The following is a 17,227-nucleotide window of genomic DNA, read 5'->3' as shown; positions in this document are numbered from 1 at the left end:
GAAAGACACCTTACTTTAATAAATTCTATAAAGAAAAAATCAAATAAAAAGAATGGTCAAAGACAGTTACAGATCCAGTAAAATTTTTCTGTGAGATGAACGCTTTTGATCATTCTTTTTTTTTAGGGAAATATAAAAGGAACAAGAACTTCTATGACAATTGAGACAGTTTTTATTCAATTTGGTTAAAGTTAGGAATCAAAATAATAAATTTCACGAAAATGATTGTCGAAAGTTGTTATTTCATGCAAATACAAATATAATGGGGAATTGTAAATATGTATATTACTCTATTCATTTAGGGGTAAAGATAAATAAAAAAATGGATTATTTATAGGGTGAAATAAATTTAACCCACTGTTAAAAGTTTTACTGAACGAGGAGCAATGACAAAATGTCCCCAAAAAATTCATCGAAATTAGATTATACACTTGTTCTAATATTAATGCTTTTATGTTTAACAAGTCTTATTGCTATATATGGAGCAAATTCATCTTATGTGTTAAAGCAGGTTTTATTTTATGGAGTTGGTATAGGAATTATTATTGGCGTAATTCGTTTAGATTCGGATCAGCTAAAAAAACTAACTTGGTATCTGTATGCATTTGGTCTTTTATTATTAGTATTGCTAATTCTCGCACCGGAAAGCATTGCCCGAGAAATTAATGGCGCGAAAAGCTGGTTTACATTACCTGGTTTTTCTTTGCAGCCGTCTGAATTCGTAAAAGTGTTTTTAGTATTAGCCTTATCTCGATTAATTGTAGAACATCAAGAAAAATATATTGTGAAAACCATACAAAGTGATTTCTTTTTATTATTTAAAATAGGGGGTGTAACAGCACTTCCGTTGTTCCTAGTAATGTTACAACCTGACTTAGGTACCTCCTTAGTTTTCCTTGCGATTATGCTCGGCATGGTTTTTATCTCTGGTATTTCGTGGAAGATTCTAACGCCTATCTTCTCGACTTTTGCAGTCATTGCTACAGCGGTTCTGTATCTTGTTATTTGGCATCCTGATTGGATTACAACATATTTCGGAGTTAAGGAATATCAAATGGGAAGAATTTATTCTTGGTTGGATCCATATACGTATCAAAGCACGACAGGCTATCACTTAACACAATCCTTACTTGCGATAGGTTCTGGACAAACAACAGGGAAGGGAGTTGGCACAAGTGAAGTAGTGCTTCCAGAAAATCATACTGATTTTATTTTTAGTGTGGTAGGGGAAGAGTTTGGATTTATTGGTGCTAGTATTATTATTAGTTTATTTTTCTTGCTTATCTATCACATCACAAAAGTGGCATTGGAAACAAAAAATACATTTTATACTTGTATGAGTGTAGGCATCATTAGTATGCTTTGCTTTCATGTTTTCCAAAATATTGGGATGACAGTAGGTATCCTTCCGATTACAGGAATTCCACTCCCTTTTATTAGCTATGGAGGTAGCTCATTGATGGGGAATATGCTATCAATGGGGTTAATTTTTTCGATCAGGTATCACTATAAAAAGTATATGTTTTCAAGTGATGAATAAAGCGTTTTTCTTAAATAACGAAAAGAGGCTGACAGGGTGCAGCCTCTTTTCGTTTATTCTTTCTCAATTCTTAAAATGAGGGGGAAAGAAAAGGAAAGAATCTAAATTATTATGGAATGCAATTAATGATATTGATAATCATTATCATTAGGTGTATTCTTATAATAATTCAATTTATTTTATTTGTCAACGCATAGAGATGGAGGAATGAAAATGAATGAAAAATTTAGAGAAGAGTTTGAAGCATTACTGAGCAATTACACGGAATTACTACTTGGAGAAGAAAATGAAGAGCTTAATGAAAAAGTACAAGTATGGATGCTTTATTCTTTTATGTCAAAAAATATGCCAGGCTTGGTGAAGCATTGGAATGCTAAATTTCCTGATGGCAAACAAAACATTATCCAAATAATAGCTGAAATAAAAAAAATGAACGAGATGAGAAAACAAAATCAAAAGTAAAACATATGCTATATAGAAAGCTGGACAAAGTGTAAAAAACATACCACCCAATCCTTAGGTGGTATGAATAAAAAAGGTTACTGCATAGTAGTGTTTCCATAGGGAAATTGATTACTATACCCTTTAAATTGTTGATAGGATTGTTGAAGCTTTTGCTGATCAACCGCTTCAAGCTTATACCAACCCTTTTGAAACATTAAATCATACAATTCTCTTTGCATATTTTGTGTTTCAGTAAATATCGACAACAAGTCTTGATATAACGGTTCATTACTAGCTTCATTTAAAGCTGTTGAATAAGAATCCGTCAGATATTTTTCAGTTGCAAGCATATCATTAGTAAAATCACGATCATTCATTTGTGGTGTTTTTGGTACCTGGGCTTCAGGATTTTGGATTGATTGTTGGTTGTTCATTTCCTTTGTCCTTCCTCACAAGATTATTATTTCATAAATCTGATTACTGATTCATCCCCATTTTTATGTGAGAAGATGCTCATTCTACGAAAGACAAGGTCGAAATATAGTTTGCATTCAATTTAGTAGAATGAGCATAATGAATCAACAATCTCTTCTATTTCGTAAGTAATTATTGTGGTTGTTGAGACATCGGCTGACTATTTGTATTTAGATGATTAAGTATTCTTTCATAATGTTGCTGATGCATTTGTCCACATTTTTCAAGATGGGATTTAATAGCCGGATCTTGGGCACTTTGGGCAAAGAAATGTGCTTTTTTCATCGCTAATAAATTCCAAGAAAGCATATCTGTTAAGTAAAGGGAATCTTTGACTGTAACCATAACAGGTGGTTTCATCATCATCCCGTTTGGTTGTGTCATATTATTGGGTTGTTGCTGCATCAAAGTTCTACCTCCTAAATAAACTATTGCTTTTTATACTGATTATTTTGACTGTTAACTTTTCCACCACCATCTGCCTCAACGGTAGGACCAGCATTACCTTTCACACTAGCTGCACTAACCCCTGCTTTAGAAGGATTCTTTTTAAGACGGGCCATCTTTCTATTCACCTCCCTTTTCTTGTTTCATTTTTAGCATTTCCTATTTTTCATATTTAATGAGCAGATAGCTTGGAGATTAAATATGACATATCCTTCGTAAAATCATATACATGTAAAAATGAAAGGCGAATAATTCAATGAGTAATCATCTAAAAGAGCATAAAGAAATTTTAAGATATTTTTCAAGGAGGAAGTAAGGTGAAAGAGATAAAATCAGCTGCGGTTATCGGTTCTGGAGTAATGGGTGCAGCGATTGCGGCACAGTTTCTTAATGCAGGGATTTCTACGGTTTTACTGGATATTGTGCCAAACCAGTTAACAGAAGAAGAAAAACAAAAAGGTTTAACGAAAAAGGATGAAGTGGTTAGAAATCGATTTGTACGGCTAGCCGTCGAAAAAATGAAAACAGACACTCCTAGTCCACTCACTTCCATTGATAACTTAGCGCATTTAACAATTGGCAATCTAGAAGATGATTTCTCTTTATTAGGGGAAGTAGATTGGATAGTAGAAGTAATAATTGAAGATGTTCACATAAAGAAGGAACTCTTTAAAAAAGTAGATAAATATAGAAAAAAAGGTTCAATTGTTAGCAGTAATACTTCTGGGATATCTATTAATGAGATGAAAGAAAATCTCTCAGCAGATTTCCAGGCTCATTTTTTAGGTACCCATTTTTTTAATCCGCCTCGGTATATTAAACTACTTGAAATTATTCCTACAAAAGAAACGGACCCAGATGTTGTGAAAATGATAAGTGAATTTGCGGAGGAATCATTAGGTAAAGTGGTAGTAAAAGCAAGTGATACTCCTAATTTTATTGCAAACCGTATTGGCTCTTATGCATTTTTAAATATTGTTAAAGAAATGATGAAGGCTGATTTAACAATTGATGAAGTGGATCAATTAACGGGGCCACTCATTGGCCGACCAAAAAGTGCTACCTTTCAAACCTTGGATATGGTTGGGTTGGATACTTTCTATCAGGTCATTCAAAATATGCAAGGGAAAATGAAACTATCAGAAGAAATGGAGATGTACCAAATCCCCGTTTTGTTAGAAGAAATGCTTAAGAGAAAGATGTTTGGCAGAAAAGTAAAAAAAGGATTTTATAGAAAAACAGAGGAAGGATTAAAAGTTCTAGATTATCATACGTTCAAATACAAAAATTTGACTGTAACGAAAGAACAATTTATAAGCCAATCGCTTCCGTTGTTTTTAGAGGAGAAAAATAAAAAAGCGCAATTTTTATGGAAAGGGATTGCTCCATTTTTGCTATACTCGGCAAAAATGGTTGGTGAAATTACCGATTCCATTTATGAGTTAGATCTGGCTGTTCAGTCTGGATTTAACTGGGAAAATGGTCCGTTTCGCTTGTGGGATAAATTGTCTTTAAAAGATACGGTTCAACGTATGGAAGAAGAATCGATGAAGATTCCTTTATGGATTAAAGAAATGATTAATCAAGGATTTGAACAATTTTATAAAGAAATTAATGGGATAGCTCATTATTATCATCAAGGAGAATATTGGCCAATTCCAAAAAGTAAAGATCAAATAAGCATTTATGAAAGTAAAAAACAAAGAGGTGCTCTTCTTTCCAATGATGGGGCGAGTTTAATTGATATAGGCGATGGGGTGTTATTACTCGAATTACACAGTAGGAATATGAGTATTGGTGTCGATATCCTTTCCATGATTGAGAAGTCGATAGCACTGGTAGAAACACATGAATATAAAGGCTTAGTTATAGGCAGTGAAAAAAAGAATTTTAGTCTTGGTGCTAATTTAGCATTAATGCTGCTAGAAGCCCAAAACGAAGATATGACGGAATTAGAGCTAGCCGTCCGCCGTTTTCAACGAGCAATGAAACGCATAAAATATTGCGGAAAACCAGTTGTAGTGGCTCCTTATCAAAGAACGCTAGGAGGAGGAGCGGAAGTTTGTCTCGCTGCCAGCAAGGTCCAAGCATCTTTAGAAACATATATAGGTCTTGTGGAAACAGGAGTTGGGCTTATTCCAGGTGGTGGAGGAACAACAGAACTGTATTGTAATAGGCTGAAACAAAAACAAAATCCATCAATTGAAGAATTATTCCAGCTTACAGGAGAGGTATTTCAGACAATTTTAACAGCTAAGGTATCTACTTCTGCCGTTCTCGCAAAAGAAATAGGTTTCTTAACGGAGAATGATGGAATAACAAATAATGAACAATTTTTATTAAGAGATGCCAAAAAAGCAGTTCTGCATATGGTTAATGAAAAGTATGAAGCACCGCAAAAAGAAAAGATAATGGTTTGTGGTAGAGCGGGATATCAATTCTTAATGAATGAAATAGAAAAACTACAAAAAATCGGTTTTATATCTGACTATGATGTTTTTATCGCAAGTAATCTTGCAACAGTTCTTACTGGTGGCGATGTTGAGTGTGGCGTATTGGTAGAGGAGAACTATCTATTAGATCTAGAAAGAGAGGCATTTATTCGTTTAATTCAGGAAAAGGAGACACAGCAAAGAATGATGCATCTATTACAAACAGGGAAGCCATTGACTACGAAAAAAAAGAGATAAACCGTTAAAAGATGATATAGAAAGGAAGGAAAGGAATATCATGCAAAAAGGTGGAAGTTTTTTAACAGAACAGATCACCAATGAAGAAATTTTTACACCAGAGGATTTTACAGAAGAGCATCAAATGATTGCGGAAATGACAAGTGAATTTGTTCAGAAAAAAGTATTGCCACATTTGGCTGAAATGGAAAATCATCAATTTACAATAACGAAACAATTGATGGAAGAAGCAGGGGAATTAGGCTTATTAAGCTCAGATATTCCAGAAGCATATGGCGGGTTGGGATTAGATAAAATTAGTACTGCTGTTATCTCAGAAGCGATGTCTGTTGCAGGGGGGTTTTCTGTCACTCATGGCGCTCATATAGGAATCGGCTCTTTACCAATTGTTTTATTCGGAAATAAAGCACAGAAGGAAAAATATTTACCTGATTTAGCTAGTGGTAAAAAAATAGCATCCTATGCATTAACAGAACCGACTGTAGGATCAGATGCACTAAGTGTAAAAACAACAGCCATTTTAAATCAAGAAGGGACTCATTATCGATTAACAGGAGAAAAACAGTGGATTACGAATTCCGGTATTGCTGATATATTTATTGTGTATGCTAAAGTGAATCAAGAGCATTTCACAGCCTTTATCGTAGAAAAAGCATTTGCCGGAATTTCCGTGGGAAAAGAAGAAAATAAATTAGGAATCAAGAGTTCCTCCACCTGTGCAGTACGATTTGACCAGGTTGAAGTACCGGTTGAAAACGTATTGGGAGAAGTAGGTAGAGGTCATCTAATCGCATTAAATATTTTAAATATTGGGCGCTACAAGCTAGGTCTTGGAGCAATTGGTGCTAGTAAGGAAGCACTTAAAAAGACTATTGCATATACAGATAAACGAATACAATTCTCCACTCCGATATCCCGTTTTCCCCTTACACTTGAAAAGTATGCGACAATGGCTTCCTATATTTATGCAGCAGAAAGTACTGTTTATCGAACAGCTGGATTGCTTTCAGAAGCAATGGATGGATTAGCAGACGATGTAGAAATGAAAAAGATGGCGAAAATTATAAATGAATATGTAATAGAATGCAGTTTGAACAAAATCTTTGCTTCAGAAGTATTAGATATGGTTGTAGATGAATGTGTTCAACTCCATGGAGGCAATGGTTTTATGGAAGATTACGATATTGTGAGAATGTATCGTGATTCAAGAATCAATCGTATTTTTGAAGGGACAAATGAAATAAATCGATTATTGATTCCTCCTACCTTGGCCAAAAAGAGTTTGAAAGGTGAGCTTCCATTATTCGCACTTGCAGCAATGACGGAAAAAGAAATGATTTCCTTTCTTCCAGAAGATCCAGATGAAATGCCATTATCACAAGAAAAAATGCTTTTGTCGAATTCGAAAAAAATTAGTTATCTCCTATTTGGGATGATGCTAAAGAAATATAAGGATAAATTGGAAGAACAGCAAGAGATTATGGTGAATCTAGCAAATATTATCAATGCTATTTTTGCGATGGACTCCTGTATTTTAAGAACAGAGAAGTCAATGGAAAAAAGTAAAAAAGAAGAAAAACAAAAAATGTTGTATACGGAAATCTATTGTCAGGAAGCTTTTCAACAAGTTATCACAGAAGCAACAGATACTTTAGCATATATGCTTAGTGGCGATGAATTAAGATTAGCCCTTTCCATATTGAAGAAATATACTAGATATACACCAAAGGCCCTTATTGCCAGTAAGAGAGAGGCTGCAACAAGTTTGTTGAAGGCTGGAGAATATTACGTATAGTATTTTATGATAAGGTTCTTCGCAATAGTAGAAACTACTGTGCGAAGGACTATTCGTAGAATGGAAATCTAGTTGACTGTTAACTGCCATAAAAAGCCGCAGCTATTGAAGTTTCACTTTATATAAAATTGTGATAATATTTAGTGGAATGATTTAAAATACATAGATTATGGGTGATGGAATGAAAGTTACTTTTTATTGGTATCCAAAATGCTCAACTTGTCGTAAGGCAAAAAAGTGGCTGGATGAAAATCATGTGTCATATGAAGAAGTACATATTGTGGATAATCCTCCTTCCCGCGAATTATTGGAGGATTTGTATAAAAAAAGTGGTCTGGAATTAAAGAAATTCTTCAATACTTCTGGCCAGAAATACAGAGATCTAGGATTAAAGGATAAAATGAAAGAAGCTTCAGATGACGAACTACTCGATTTACTTGCGTCAGATGGCATGTTGATTAAACGTCCTTTAACGACAGATGGAAATAAAGTAACTTTAGGCTTTAAAGAAGAAGTGTTTAAAGAAAGTTGGACATAAGTAACCTGCTTTTTTTAATAGGAAACTCTGTTTTACCAGAGTGAAAATGATAAATATGGAGGGGTTTTATAATGACAGTACCAAAGGATTTACGATATTCAAAAGAACATGAATGGGTAAAAGTTGAAGGAGAAAATGCTCGTGTAGGAATTTCACACTTTGCACAATCTGAATTAGGGGATATCGTATTTGTCGAACTACCGGAAGTAGGCGATGAAGTAACTGCAAATGAGCCTTTTGGAAGTGTAGAATCTGTTAAAACAGTTTCCGAATTATATGCTCCGATTAGCGGAAAAGTAGTAGAAGTGAATGAAGAGCTTAGCGACAATCCAGAGTTTGTTAATGAATCTCCTTATGAAAAAGCATGGATGGTCGTTATCGAGCCTAGTGATAAAGCAGACATCGAAACGCTAATGACAGCAGAACAATACGAAGAAATGACGAATGAAGGATAATTTCCTAATGATGGCATCGGTATTTTACCGGTGTCTTTTTTTCGTCATTTATTAATATATATGAATAGAAAAGGATGAATACGAATAAAGTGCCTAATACGTATTAGTTAATGATTAAAAATTATTCCATGAACCAACTTCTTTCTCTTCTAGTTTGAATATGTTAAAGTAAAATGAAATAACTCCTTTAGGTGATAAAATGAAAAAAGTAATCATTGTTGAAGGCAAATCGGATAAAAGAAAAATAGAAAAGATTGTGCGTGAGCCAGTGGATATCCTTTGTACCAATGGAACAATTGGTGTTTCGAAGCTGGATGAATTACTAGAAGAACTAATGGATAAAGATGTATATATTTTAGTGGATGCAGATAAGTCAGGAGATAAAATTAGAAAGCAATTTAAAAGGGAACTTCCTGAAGCAGAATTTCTTTATATTGATCGAAAATACAAAGAAGTTGCTGCCTCTCCTGAACATCATTTAGCAACACTCTTATTACAAGCAAACATCGAAATTGAAGCAAAATACTTAGATACAAGGATGAATGGATTATGATAGACTGGAAAATCAATGATTGGGAGAGACAAATCAAGGGTGCCCCACTTGCTTTTCTTTATTTGTATACTCCCCTTTGTGGTACATGCATGGTTGCTTCTAAAATGCTAACGATATTACATACGATGAAGCCAGATTTAAATATAGGAAAAATGGATTTGAATTATGCGCCAGAATTGGCCATGAAGTATGAAGTTGAAAGTGTTCCATGCCTAGTTATTGTGGAAGAGGGGAATGTAAAAGAGAAAGTGTATCGCTTTGAATCGGTACCTCATTTAGTAGAAGTTATCAAGAAATATGCGAAGTAAACGACCCTTTCCTCTGGCGGAAAGGGTCGTTATTTTAATGAGTCGAAGTGGTTCGATTGTTGAAAGCCGATTTGTTGAAAGAAGGTAACAGAGAAGTCCCATCAAAGTCTGCCAATCCTGACGTTATTCCAACCATATTTTTCAAAAGTTTGTTCCTTATTAAGCAGGTTTTTTTCTGTTATTGCAAGAATAAGTAATATAAGATTGTTCGGCAGAAAGTAGGAGATGCTTTTGCAGGAATGGATGACAAGTTTTGTAGATAAGTTGAACCGTAAAGAGTCTTTAAAACCATTATTACGAAACACTGCGTTTTCATTAGCAATATCATGTCAAAAGGATTCCTATTTAGTGGAAGTAAGGAACGAACATTTTTCATGGAGAAGTATGAAAGATGAAAGTCCAGATGTATGGTTGACAGGAGAAAGAGAAAGTATTATCTCTGTCACGAGAGGAGAGGTACTTCTAAGAGAAGCGAAAAAGAACGGAGTGATTCAATTAGATGGATCTTTAAGGAAAGTTCTTTTGTTAGAATCTTTGCTTTTCTTGTGCAACTCACAGCCTGTAAAACGAATCAGTTAAGTAGTTAGCTCCTAAATAGAAAAAAGATCACAAAATCATTCCTGAAAGCCAGCTTTTCTTACCGAAAGGAAAAGGCATTTCAGGTTATTTTTTTGACAAAATTAGACAAATACACTTTAAATCCAATTTTTCTTATCAAAATAATTATGTCAGAAAATCTTACAATTTTTAATTGAAAATTCAGAAAAAATATTATATTAAAAAATGTGTTGACACTAATATCAGGAAGTGGTAAATTACATCTATCATATTTACGAATTTAAATAATTTCATATAGATAACGCTCTTATCAAGAGAGGTGGAGGGATGTGCCCTATGAAACCCGGCAACCGTCAGTATACTGAAACGGTGCCAATTCACACAAAGCATTAAGCTTTGATAGATGAGAGAAAGGGATATTACTAATATTAGAAACCTTTCTGCTCGTCTTGCAGAAAGGTTTTTTTTATTACATGGAATGATATGATGTGCTTTGTTGAAAACTATTTTAAAATAGTTATCGTCAAAGTGTAACTTTATATAGAAGTAGGTGAACAAAATGATTAATGTTAATGCAGTTAAAAAAATATATTCTTCCAGAAGTGGGAAGGTTACTGCGGTTGATCATGTGGACCTGACCATTCATTCAGGAGAGATATTTGGAATAATCGGATATAGTGGTGCAGGAAAAAGTACATTAATCAGAATGCTGAACGGATTGGAGATTCCTACTGAAGGAAGTGTCTCGGTTGCAGGGCACGAGGTTTCCAAAATTAAAGGAAGCAAGCTTCGCAAGGCAAGACAAGAAATCAGTATGATATTTCAACATTTTAATCTGCTGTGGTCAAGAACGGTAAAGGAAAACATAGCTTTTCCTTTAGAAATAGCAGGAGTGACAAAATCAGCAAGAGAAAAGAAAGTGCTTGAGTTAATTAAGCTAGTTGGATTAGAAGGGCGAGAGGATGCTTATCCGTCTCAATTAAGCGGTGGCCAAAAACAGCGTGTTGGTATCGCAAGAGCACTTGCAAGTGATCCAAAAGTACTTCTTTGTGATGAAGCAACCTCGGCCTTGGATCCGCAAACGACAGATGCTATCTTAGACCTTTTAGTAGATATTAATAAGCGTCTTGGTCTTACGATTGTTCTTATTACACATGAAATGCATGTCATTCGAAAGATTTGTCATCGAGTTGCTGTAATGGAAGATGGGAAAGTAGTAGAAACAGGACCTGTAATTGATGTTTTCAAAAAGCCGGAGAAAGAGATTACTAAACGTTTTGTTCAACAAGTTATTGAGCCAGAAGAAGCGAAGGACACTATTGATCATTTAATAGCTCACTACAAAACAGGAAGCTTGGTAATGCTTGGATTTGTTGGTGAAAGTGCAGAACAGCCAGTTATCACAAATCTAATTCGATCATTTTCCATTTCGGTGAATATCATTCAAGGGAAAATTTCTCCGACTCAAAATGGATCGTATGGAACATTGTATATTCATTTGGATGGAGAGGAAGAAGAAATTGAGAAGGCGATTCAATACCTTCATTCACAAGAAATTAGTGTGGAGGTGATTGACAGATGATGGAAAGCTTATTGCCAAATGTAGATTGGGAAATAATGTGGAAAGCAACAGTAGAAACCCTTTTTATGACCGGATTCTCGATTATTTTTACCTTTATACTTGGAATTATACTTGGAATTACTTTATTTTTAACGGGGAAAGGGAATATGTGGAGTAACTCTTTTATTAACAAAGTGATTAGCGCGATTGTTAATATTTTCCGCTCAATCCCATTCATTATTTTATTGGTTCTATTAATCCCATTGACAACTTTCTTAATTGGAACAATGATTGGACCAAAAGCAGCGTTACCTTCTCTTATTATTGGGGCTGCACCGTTTTATGCAAGGCTTGTGGAAATTGGGCTTCGAGAAGTGGATAAAGGGGTCATTGAAGCTGCAAAATCAATGGGAGCCAAACCGACAACCATTATTTTTAAGGTTCTGTTACCAGAATCCATGCCAGCCCTTGTTTCAGGAATTACCGTAACTACGATAGCCTTAGTTGGATCCACTGCAATGGCAGGAATCATTGGTGCTGGTGGGCTTGGGAATTTGGCTTATTTACAAGGTTTCCAAAGAGGCAATGGAGATGTAACACTAATTTCAACCATTATTGTATTAATCATTGTATTTATTATCCAATTTATTGGAGATTATATAACAAAAAAATTAGATAAAAGATAAGGAGAATAAAAATGAAAAAATTATGGTCATTATTAATTGCTTTGACATTCGTATTCGTTCTTGCTGCATGCGGAAGCTCTGAGGAGAAAAATGAAAGTGGTGCTTCTAACGAAGAGAAAGAAACAACTAAATTAGTAGTTGGTGCTTCTAACGTACCACATGCTGAAATTTTAGAAGAAGCTAAGCCACTTCTTAAAGAAAAAGGAATTGATTTAGAAATCGTTACTTTCCAAGATTATGTATTGCCAAACAAAGCGTTAGAATCAAAAGAATTAGATGCTAACTATTTTCAACATATTCCTTATTTGAATCAACAAATTAAAGATAATGGATATGACTTTGTAAATGCAGGTGGAATCCACATTGAACCTATGGGTGTATTCTCTAAAAAATATAAAAGCTTAGATGAGCTTCCAGATGGAGCGACAATCATTCTAAGTAACTCTGTTGCTGAACATGGCCGCGTACTTTCTCTTTTAGAAAAAGGCGGATTAATTAAATTAAAAGATGGCATTGATAAAGTAAATGCCACAGTAGAAGATATTGTAGAAAATCCAAAAAATGTTCAATTAAAAGCAGATTATGAGCCAGCATTACTTCCTCAAATTTTTAATAATAATGAGGGCGACGCTGTTGTAATCAATGCAAACTATGCGTTAGATGCAGGCTTAAACCCAGTAGAAGATTCGATTGAAATTGAAGGAAGCGAATCTCCATATGCGAATATCATTACCGTTCGTAAAGGAGATGAAAGCAAAGAATCCATTAAGACATTGGTAGAAGTGCTTCATTCTAAAGAAATTCAAGATTTCATCAACACTAAATATAAAGGTGCCGTTGTACCTGTTAATGAATAAAGATTAAGGGGATGTTCCTATAAAAGACCAAAACACAAAGCAAATATCCAATTGAGAATGAAATCATTTCTATCAATAATGGATATAGCTTGTGTAACGGTTTTTTATAGGGGCATTTTTTTATATTTTTAACCGATTTTTTTGCAATCATATTGTTTAGCGTTAAATCAATATATTTTAGCGGAACAGAAATGCGTTTTCCCTTTTCCAATAAGTACTAGGGCTAAATTCATTATGTGTATCAATACTAAAACGAAGCTATTGTAGATAATTTAAAGTGCCTATCGTTTATACTAGTGTGATGCTATGTGTTTATAATAAAGAAAGAAAACGTTGCCATTTTGAAAAATAAATACATATTTATAAGTGAATAAAGCGTATTTATTTGTTTTATGCGAATTTTCCTTACCTAACAGGAATCAATAGGTTGCTATCAGTTTTTATTTGTTATAAGATTAGAATGATAATAAATTGATAATGAAGTTTCGACAATTTTGTGAACAAAACTTCTTTTTACTATGGAGGTATATAATATGAGTCAACCTAAATTAGTTATTAATGATTTACATGTTTCAATCGAAGAAAAAGAAATTATTAAAGGTCTTAATCTTGAAGTTAAGGGTGGAGAAATTCACGCAATCATGGGTCCTAACGGAACTGGTAAATCTACTTTATCTTCTGCAATCATGGGGCACCCAAAATATGAAGTAACTAGCGGTGAAGTAATCCTTGATGACGAAGCTGTTTTAGAAATGGAAGTGGATGAGCGCGCACGTGCAGGTCTATTCTTAGCAATGCAATACCCAAGCGAAATTAGCGGTGTAACAAATGCTGACTTCTTACGTTCTGCTTTAAATAGCCGTTTAGGTGAAGGTAATGAAATATCATTAATGAAATTTATCCGCAAAATGGATGAAAACATGGAATACCTAGAAATGGATCCAGATATGGCGCAACGCTATTTAAACGAAGGCTTCTCTGGTGGAGAAAAAAAACGTAATGAAATTCTTCAATTGATGATGTTAAATCCAAAAATTGCGATTCTAGATGAAATCGATTCTGGTTTGGATATCGATGCGTTGAAAGTTGTTTCAAAAGGAATTAACAAAATGCGTGAAGAGCGTAAAGAAGATTTCGGTTGCTTAATTATTACTCACTATCAACGTTTACTAGACTATATCACTCCTGACTACGTTCACGTAATGATGCAAGGTCGTATTGTTAAATCTGGTGGTCCTGAACTTGCTCAACGCTTAGAAGCAGAAGGATATGATTGGATTAAGAAAGAGCTAGGTATTGAAGACGAAACTGTTGAACAAGAAGCGTAATTGTTAGGAGGATTGACAGATGACAACGGATATTAAATTACCATTTGACCAAGAGTATCTTTCCTCTTTTTCGAAAGATATGAATGAACCTTCTTGGCTAACGGAGCTACGTGTAAATGCATTACAACAAGCAGATGCTCTTCCAATGCCAAGACCGGATAAAACAAATATAAAAAACTGGAACTTTACACAATTTGAAAAACATATTGTAAGCAGTGAAGATTTTTCAGATGTAAATGATTTACCAGAAGAAGTGAAAGCACTTATAGATTTAGAAAAAAATAAAACTCTTTATATTCAACGAAATAACCGTCCAACTTTCTTAGCTGTTTCGAATGAATTAAAAGAAAGTGGCGTGATTTTTACTGATATATTCACAGCTGCAAGAGAATATAGTGATTTATTGCAAAAATACTTTATGAAAGAAGCTGTTAAAGTAGATGAGCATAAATTAACCGCATTGCATACAGCTCTTCTAAATGGCGGAGTATTCTTGTATGTTCCTAAAAACGTAGTAGTGGAAGAACCAATTCAGGCTATTTTCTTACATGATGATAAGGAAGCTAACCTTTTTAACCATGTAATTGTTGTAGCGGAAGACAACAGTTCTGTTGTTTATGTAGAAAACTATATTTCTACAGTTGATCCTGAAGAAGCAGTGTTCAATATTGTAACGGAAGTAATTGCAAATGCAAATGCAAGAGTTCAATATGGTGCAGTAGATAATTTAGCACATGGTGTAACTACTTATGTAAACCGTCGTGGTATTGCAGGACGGGATGCGAAAATTGAATGGGCGTTAGGCTTCATGAATGACGGTAATACGATTTCTGATAATACAACGTACTTAATGGGTGATGGATCTTTTGGTGACACGAAATCAGTAGTGGTTGGTCGTGGCGATCAAAAGCAAAACTTCACAACAAAAGTAGTTCACTATGGTAAGAGTTCTGAAGGCTATATCTTAAAACATGGTGTAATGAAAGATAAAGCTTCTTCTATCTTCAATGGTATTGGAAAAATTGAGCATGGTGCTACGAAAGCAAACGCTGAGCAAGAATCTCGTGTTCTTATGTTAAGTGAAAAAGCAAGAGGCGATGCAAACCCAATTCTATTAATTGACGAAGATGATGTAACGGCAGGACATGCTGCATCTGTTGGTAGAGTGGATCCTTTACAATTGTATTACTTAATGAGCCGTGGTATTCCACAACATGAAGCAGAAAGATTAGTTATTCACGGATTCTTAGCTCCAGTTGTAGAACAATTGCCAATTGAAGGTGTGAAAAAGCAATTAGTTGAGGTAATTGAAAGGAAAGTAAGATAATGGATAGCAAACATATTCGTTCTTACTTTCCGATTTTAAACCAAGAAGTCAACGGACATCCATTGGTTTATCTTGATAGTGCAGCTACTTCTCAGAAACCTGTTCAGGTAATTGAAACGTTGGAAAAATACTACCGAGAGTATAATTCCAATGTTCATCGTGGTGTTCATACCTTAGGGACTAGAGCAACGGATGCATATGAAGGAGCGAGAGAGAAGGTAAGAAAGTTTATCTCAGCTTCTTCTATAGAGGAAATTATCTTTACTCGTGGAACAACCACTGCACTTAATACAGTTGCACATAGCTATGCAATGGAAAATGTGAAAGAGGGGGATGAAATAGTCATCACCCCGATGGAACATCATAGTAATATCATTCCTTGGCAGCAAGTCGCCAAAAAAACGGGAGCAACACTTAAATATTTGCCGCTTCAAGCAGATGGCACGATTTCTATTGCAGATGTGGAAAACACAATCACGCCGGCAACTAAAGTAGTTTCTATTGCTTATGTTTCTAATGTCCTTGGTGTCATTAATCCAATAAAGGAAATAGCTACGATTGCCCATAAAAATGGGGCTGTTCTTGTAGTAGACGCTGCACAAGGCGCTCCACATGTGAAAATTGATGTGCAAGATTTGGATTGTGATTTCCTTGGATTCTCTGCCCATAAAATGTGTGGTCCAACTGGAATTGGGGTACTTTATGGAAAGAAACATCTTTTAGAAAATATGGAGCCAATTGAATTTGGCGGTGAAATGATTGATTTTGTTGGTTTATATGAATCTACTTGGAAAGAACTTCCTTGGAAATTTGAAGCTGGGACGCCGATTATTGCAGGAGCAATTGGCCTAGGGGCAGCAATTGATTTTCTAGAAGAAATTGGATTGGATAATATAACCGAGCATGAGCATAAATTAGCTGCATTCGCGCTGGAGAAAATGTCTTCGATTAATGGTCTAACTATTTATGGTCCACAAAACGCAAATAACCGCGCTGGTGTTATAACGTTTAATATTGAAGATGTTCATCCACATGATGTTGCAACTGTGTTAGATGCTGAAGGAATTGCTGTACGTGCAGGACATCACTGTGCACAACCATTAATGAAATGGCTAAATGTTTCTGCAACCGCTCGTGCAAGTTTTTATCTATATAATTCGGAAGAAGATATTGATAAGCTTGTTGAAGGGATCGGCAAAACAAAGGAGTATTTTAGCGATGTCTTTTAATAACTTAGATTCACTTTATAGAAGTGTTATTATGGATCATTATAAAAATCCTCGGAACAAAGGTGTTCTTGAAGGAAGCTTGACTGTTAACATGAATAATCCAACCTGTGGGGACCGTATACTTCTTACAATGAAAATTGAAGATGGGGTTGTCGTAGATACGAAATTTGATGGGGAAGGATGTTCCATTAGCATGTCTTCTGCATCCATGATGACACAAGCAATTAAAGGAAAAACAGTAGAGCAGGCGTTAAAAATGTCTGAATCATTCTCTGAGATGATTCAAGGAAAAGACTACGCTGATGATATAGACATGGGGGATATTGAAGCACTTCAAGGTGTAAGTAAATTTCCCGCAAGAATTAAATGTGCAACATTAGCTTGGAAAGCTATGGAAAAAGGGGTAAACGAAGGATTAGATTCGTAATGTGCCACCA

19 protein-coding genes and 1 riboswitch are annotated in these 17,227 nt (G+C 34.9%); of the genes, 16 read left to right on the top strand and 3 right to left on the bottom strand.

Translation table 11 applies throughout. The features are described 5' to 3' along the window. Positions 1-394: 394 nt before the first annotated feature. Together NYE52_RS17105 and NYE52_RS17100 are read left to right on the top strand one after the other, a co-directional pair. Positions 395-1,540, top strand: coding sequence for an FtsW/RodA/SpoVE family cell cycle protein (locus NYE52_RS17105; RefSeq protein WP_341194153.1), 1,146 nt, complete (start codon positions 395-397; stop codon positions 1,538-1,540). Positions 1,541-1,753: 213 nt separating this feature from the next. Further along, on the top strand, positions 1,754-2,002 hold the full coding sequence (locus tag NYE52_RS17100) for a DUF2573 family protein (RefSeq protein WP_341194152.1): 249 nt from the start codon (positions 1,754-1,756) through the stop codon (positions 2,000-2,002). A gap of 77 nt (positions 2,003-2,079) precedes the next feature. Here NYE52_RS17100 and NYE52_RS17095 read toward each other — a convergent pair whose 3' ends face one another. The 3 genes from NYE52_RS17095 to NYE52_RS17085 form a co-directional block, all read right to left on the bottom strand. After that, the gene (locus NYE52_RS17095) at positions 2,080-2,418 is read right to left on the bottom strand and encodes a spore coat protein (protein ID WP_341194151.1); all 339 of its coding nucleotides are present in this window, start codon (positions 2,416-2,418) and stop codon (positions 2,080-2,082) included. A 172-nt stretch (positions 2,419-2,590) separates the two neighbouring features. Then, positions 2,591-2,863, bottom strand: coding sequence for a hypothetical protein (locus tag NYE52_RS17090; protein ID WP_341195216.1), 273 nt, complete (start codon positions 2,861-2,863; stop codon positions 2,591-2,593). Between the two features lie 23 nt (positions 2,864-2,886). Further along, entirely contained in the window at positions 2,887-3,021 is a 135-nt protein-coding gene (locus NYE52_RS17085) for a YuzL family protein (protein WP_341194150.1), read from the bottom strand. Positions 3,022-3,222: 201 nt separating this feature from the next. On the opposite strand from NYE52_RS17085, the gene NYE52_RS17080 reads away from it, so the two are divergent. The 14 genes from NYE52_RS17080 to sufU all read left to right on the top strand — a co-directional run bounded on the left by NYE52_RS17080 (position 3,223) and on the right by sufU (position 17,217). After that, positions 3,223-5,595 (top strand): 3-hydroxyacyl-CoA dehydrogenase/enoyl-CoA hydratase family protein, encoded by a 2,373-nt coding sequence (locus NYE52_RS17080; RefSeq protein WP_341194149.1) that lies wholly within the window; start codon positions 3,223-3,225, stop codon positions 5,593-5,595. A 40-nt stretch (positions 5,596-5,635) separates the two neighbouring features. Beyond that, positions 5,636-7,390 (top strand): acyl-CoA dehydrogenase family protein, encoded by a 1,755-nt coding sequence (locus tag NYE52_RS17075; RefSeq protein ID WP_341194148.1) that lies wholly within the window; start codon positions 5,636-5,638, stop codon positions 7,388-7,390. Between the two features lie 181 nt (positions 7,391-7,571). Beyond that, entirely contained in the window at positions 7,572-7,928 is a 357-nt protein-coding gene (locus tag NYE52_RS17070) for an arsenate reductase family protein (protein ID WP_341194147.1), read from the top strand. A gap of 71 nt (positions 7,929-7,999) precedes the next feature. Continuing rightward, the gene (gcvH, locus tag NYE52_RS17065) at positions 8,000-8,383 is read left to right on the top strand and encodes a glycine cleavage system protein GcvH (RefSeq protein ID WP_341194146.1); all 384 of its coding nucleotides are present in this window, start codon (positions 8,000-8,002) and stop codon (positions 8,381-8,383) included. A gap of 199 nt (positions 8,384-8,582) precedes the next feature. After that, entirely contained in the window at positions 8,583-8,936 is a 354-nt protein-coding gene (locus NYE52_RS17060) for a toprim domain-containing protein (RefSeq protein WP_341194145.1), read from the top strand. Continuing rightward, on the top strand, positions 8,933-9,244 hold the full coding sequence (locus NYE52_RS17055) for a thioredoxin family protein (protein WP_341194144.1): 312 nt from the start codon (positions 8,933-8,935) through the stop codon (positions 9,242-9,244). The genes NYE52_RS17060 and NYE52_RS17055 overlap by 4 nt, the downstream gene beginning before the upstream one ends. Before the next feature lie 231 nt (positions 9,245-9,475). Next, positions 9,476-9,823 (top strand): SCP2 sterol-binding domain-containing protein, encoded by a 348-nt coding sequence (locus NYE52_RS17050; protein WP_341194143.1) that lies wholly within the window; start codon positions 9,476-9,478, stop codon positions 9,821-9,823. Between the two features lie 283 nt (positions 9,824-10,106). Beyond that, positions 10,107-10,212, top strand: a riboswitch (SAM riboswitch). A gap of 149 nt (positions 10,213-10,361) precedes the next feature. Then, complete coding sequence (locus tag NYE52_RS17045; protein WP_341194142.1) at positions 10,362-11,384, top strand: methionine ABC transporter ATP-binding protein; 1,023 nt, start codon at positions 10,362-10,364, stop codon at positions 11,382-11,384. Then, positions 11,381-12,049, top strand: a complete 669-nt coding sequence (locus NYE52_RS17040) for a methionine ABC transporter permease (RefSeq protein WP_341194141.1) — start codon at positions 11,381-11,383, stop codon at positions 12,047-12,049. Before NYE52_RS17045 ends, NYE52_RS17040 begins: the two co-directional genes overlap by 4 nt. Before the next feature lie 11 nt (positions 12,050-12,060). After that, entirely contained in the window at positions 12,061-12,906 is an 846-nt protein-coding gene (locus tag NYE52_RS17035; protein ID WP_341194140.1) for a MetQ/NlpA family ABC transporter substrate-binding protein, read from the top strand. A gap of 533 nt (positions 12,907-13,439) precedes the next feature. Then, positions 13,440-14,234 carry a Fe-S cluster assembly ATPase SufC gene (gene sufC, locus NYE52_RS17030; protein ID WP_341194139.1) on the top strand — a complete coding sequence of 265 codons (795 nt, stop codon included), beginning with the start codon at positions 13,440-13,442 and terminating at the stop codon, positions 14,232-14,234. 19 nt (positions 14,235-14,253) lie between these two features. Then, positions 14,254-15,561, top strand: a complete 1,308-nt coding sequence (gene sufD, locus NYE52_RS17025; protein WP_341194138.1) for a Fe-S cluster assembly protein SufD — start codon at positions 14,254-14,256, stop codon at positions 15,559-15,561. Beyond that, complete coding sequence (locus NYE52_RS17020; RefSeq protein WP_341194137.1) at positions 15,561-16,790, top strand: cysteine desulfurase; 1,230 nt, start codon at positions 15,561-15,563, stop codon at positions 16,788-16,790. The genes sufD and NYE52_RS17020 overlap by 1 nt, the downstream gene beginning before the upstream one ends. Next, positions 16,780-17,217, top strand: coding sequence for a Fe-S cluster assembly sulfur transfer protein SufU (gene sufU, locus NYE52_RS17015; RefSeq protein WP_312099259.1), 438 nt, complete (start codon positions 16,780-16,782; stop codon positions 17,215-17,217). The genes NYE52_RS17020 and sufU overlap by 11 nt, the downstream gene beginning before the upstream one ends. Positions 17,218-17,227 lie beyond the last annotated feature (10 nt).

The sequence above is a fragment of the Niallia sp. FSL W8-0635 genome, assembly GCF_038007965.1.
Classification (GTDB): Bacteria; Bacillota; Bacilli; order Bacillales; family Cytobacillaceae; genus Niallia.
Note: the sequence above shows the minus strand (reverse complement) of the source record. Positions and strands in the feature narration are given on the sequence as shown.

What these genes read in the sequence shown, in the direction of transcription:
- NYE52_RS17090 (WP_341195216.1), bottom strand. Translation starts at nt 2,863, where the DNA reads ATGCAGCAACAACCCAATAATATGACACAACCAAACGGGATGATGATG.
- NYE52_RS17095 (WP_341194151.1), bottom strand. Translation starts at nt 2,418, where the DNA reads ATGAACAACCAACAATCAATCCAAAATCCTGAAGCCCAGGTACCAAAA.
- NYE52_RS17035 (WP_341194140.1), top strand. Translation starts at nt 12,061, where the DNA reads ATGAAAAAATTATGGTCATTATTAATTGCTTTGACATTCGTATTCGTT.
- NYE52_RS17105 (WP_341194153.1), top strand. Translation starts at nt 395, where the DNA reads ATGTCCCCAAAAAATTCATCGAAATTAGATTATACACTTGTTCTAATA.
- sufC (WP_341194139.1), top strand. Translation starts at nt 13,440, where the DNA reads ATGAGTCAACCTAAATTAGTTATTAATGATTTACATGTTTCAATCGAA.
- NYE52_RS17040 (WP_341194141.1), top strand. Translation starts at nt 11,381, where the DNA reads ATGATGGAAAGCTTATTGCCAAATGTAGATTGGGAAATAATGTGGAAA.
- NYE52_RS17045 (WP_341194142.1), top strand. Translation starts at nt 10,362, where the DNA reads ATGATTAATGTTAATGCAGTTAAAAAAATATATTCTTCCAGAAGTGGG.
- gcvH (WP_341194146.1), top strand. Translation starts at nt 8,000, where the DNA reads ATGACAGTACCAAAGGATTTACGATATTCAAAAGAACATGAATGGGTA.
- sufD (WP_341194138.1), top strand. Translation starts at nt 14,254, where the DNA reads ATGACAACGGATATTAAATTACCATTTGACCAAGAGTATCTTTCCTCT.
- NYE52_RS17085 (WP_341194150.1), bottom strand. Translation starts at nt 3,021, where the DNA reads ATGGCCCGTCTTAAAAAGAATCCTTCTAAAGCAGGGGTTAGTGCAGCT.
- NYE52_RS17055 (WP_341194144.1), top strand. Translation starts at nt 8,933, where the DNA reads ATGATAGACTGGAAAATCAATGATTGGGAGAGACAAATCAAGGGTGCC.
- NYE52_RS17020 (WP_341194137.1), top strand. Translation starts at nt 15,561, where the DNA reads ATGGATAGCAAACATATTCGTTCTTACTTTCCGATTTTAAACCAAGAA.
- NYE52_RS17060 (WP_341194145.1), top strand. Translation starts at nt 8,583, where the DNA reads ATGAAAAAAGTAATCATTGTTGAAGGCAAATCGGATAAAAGAAAAATA.
- NYE52_RS17070 (WP_341194147.1), top strand. Translation starts at nt 7,572, where the DNA reads ATGAAAGTTACTTTTTATTGGTATCCAAAATGCTCAACTTGTCGTAAG.
- sufU (WP_312099259.1), top strand. Translation starts at nt 16,780, where the DNA reads ATGTCTTTTAATAACTTAGATTCACTTTATAGAAGTGTTATTATGGAT.
- NYE52_RS17100 (WP_341194152.1), top strand. Translation starts at nt 1,754, where the DNA reads ATGAATGAAAAATTTAGAGAAGAGTTTGAAGCATTACTGAGCAATTAC.
- NYE52_RS17075 (WP_341194148.1), top strand. Translation starts at nt 5,636, where the DNA reads ATGCAAAAAGGTGGAAGTTTTTTAACAGAACAGATCACCAATGAAGAA.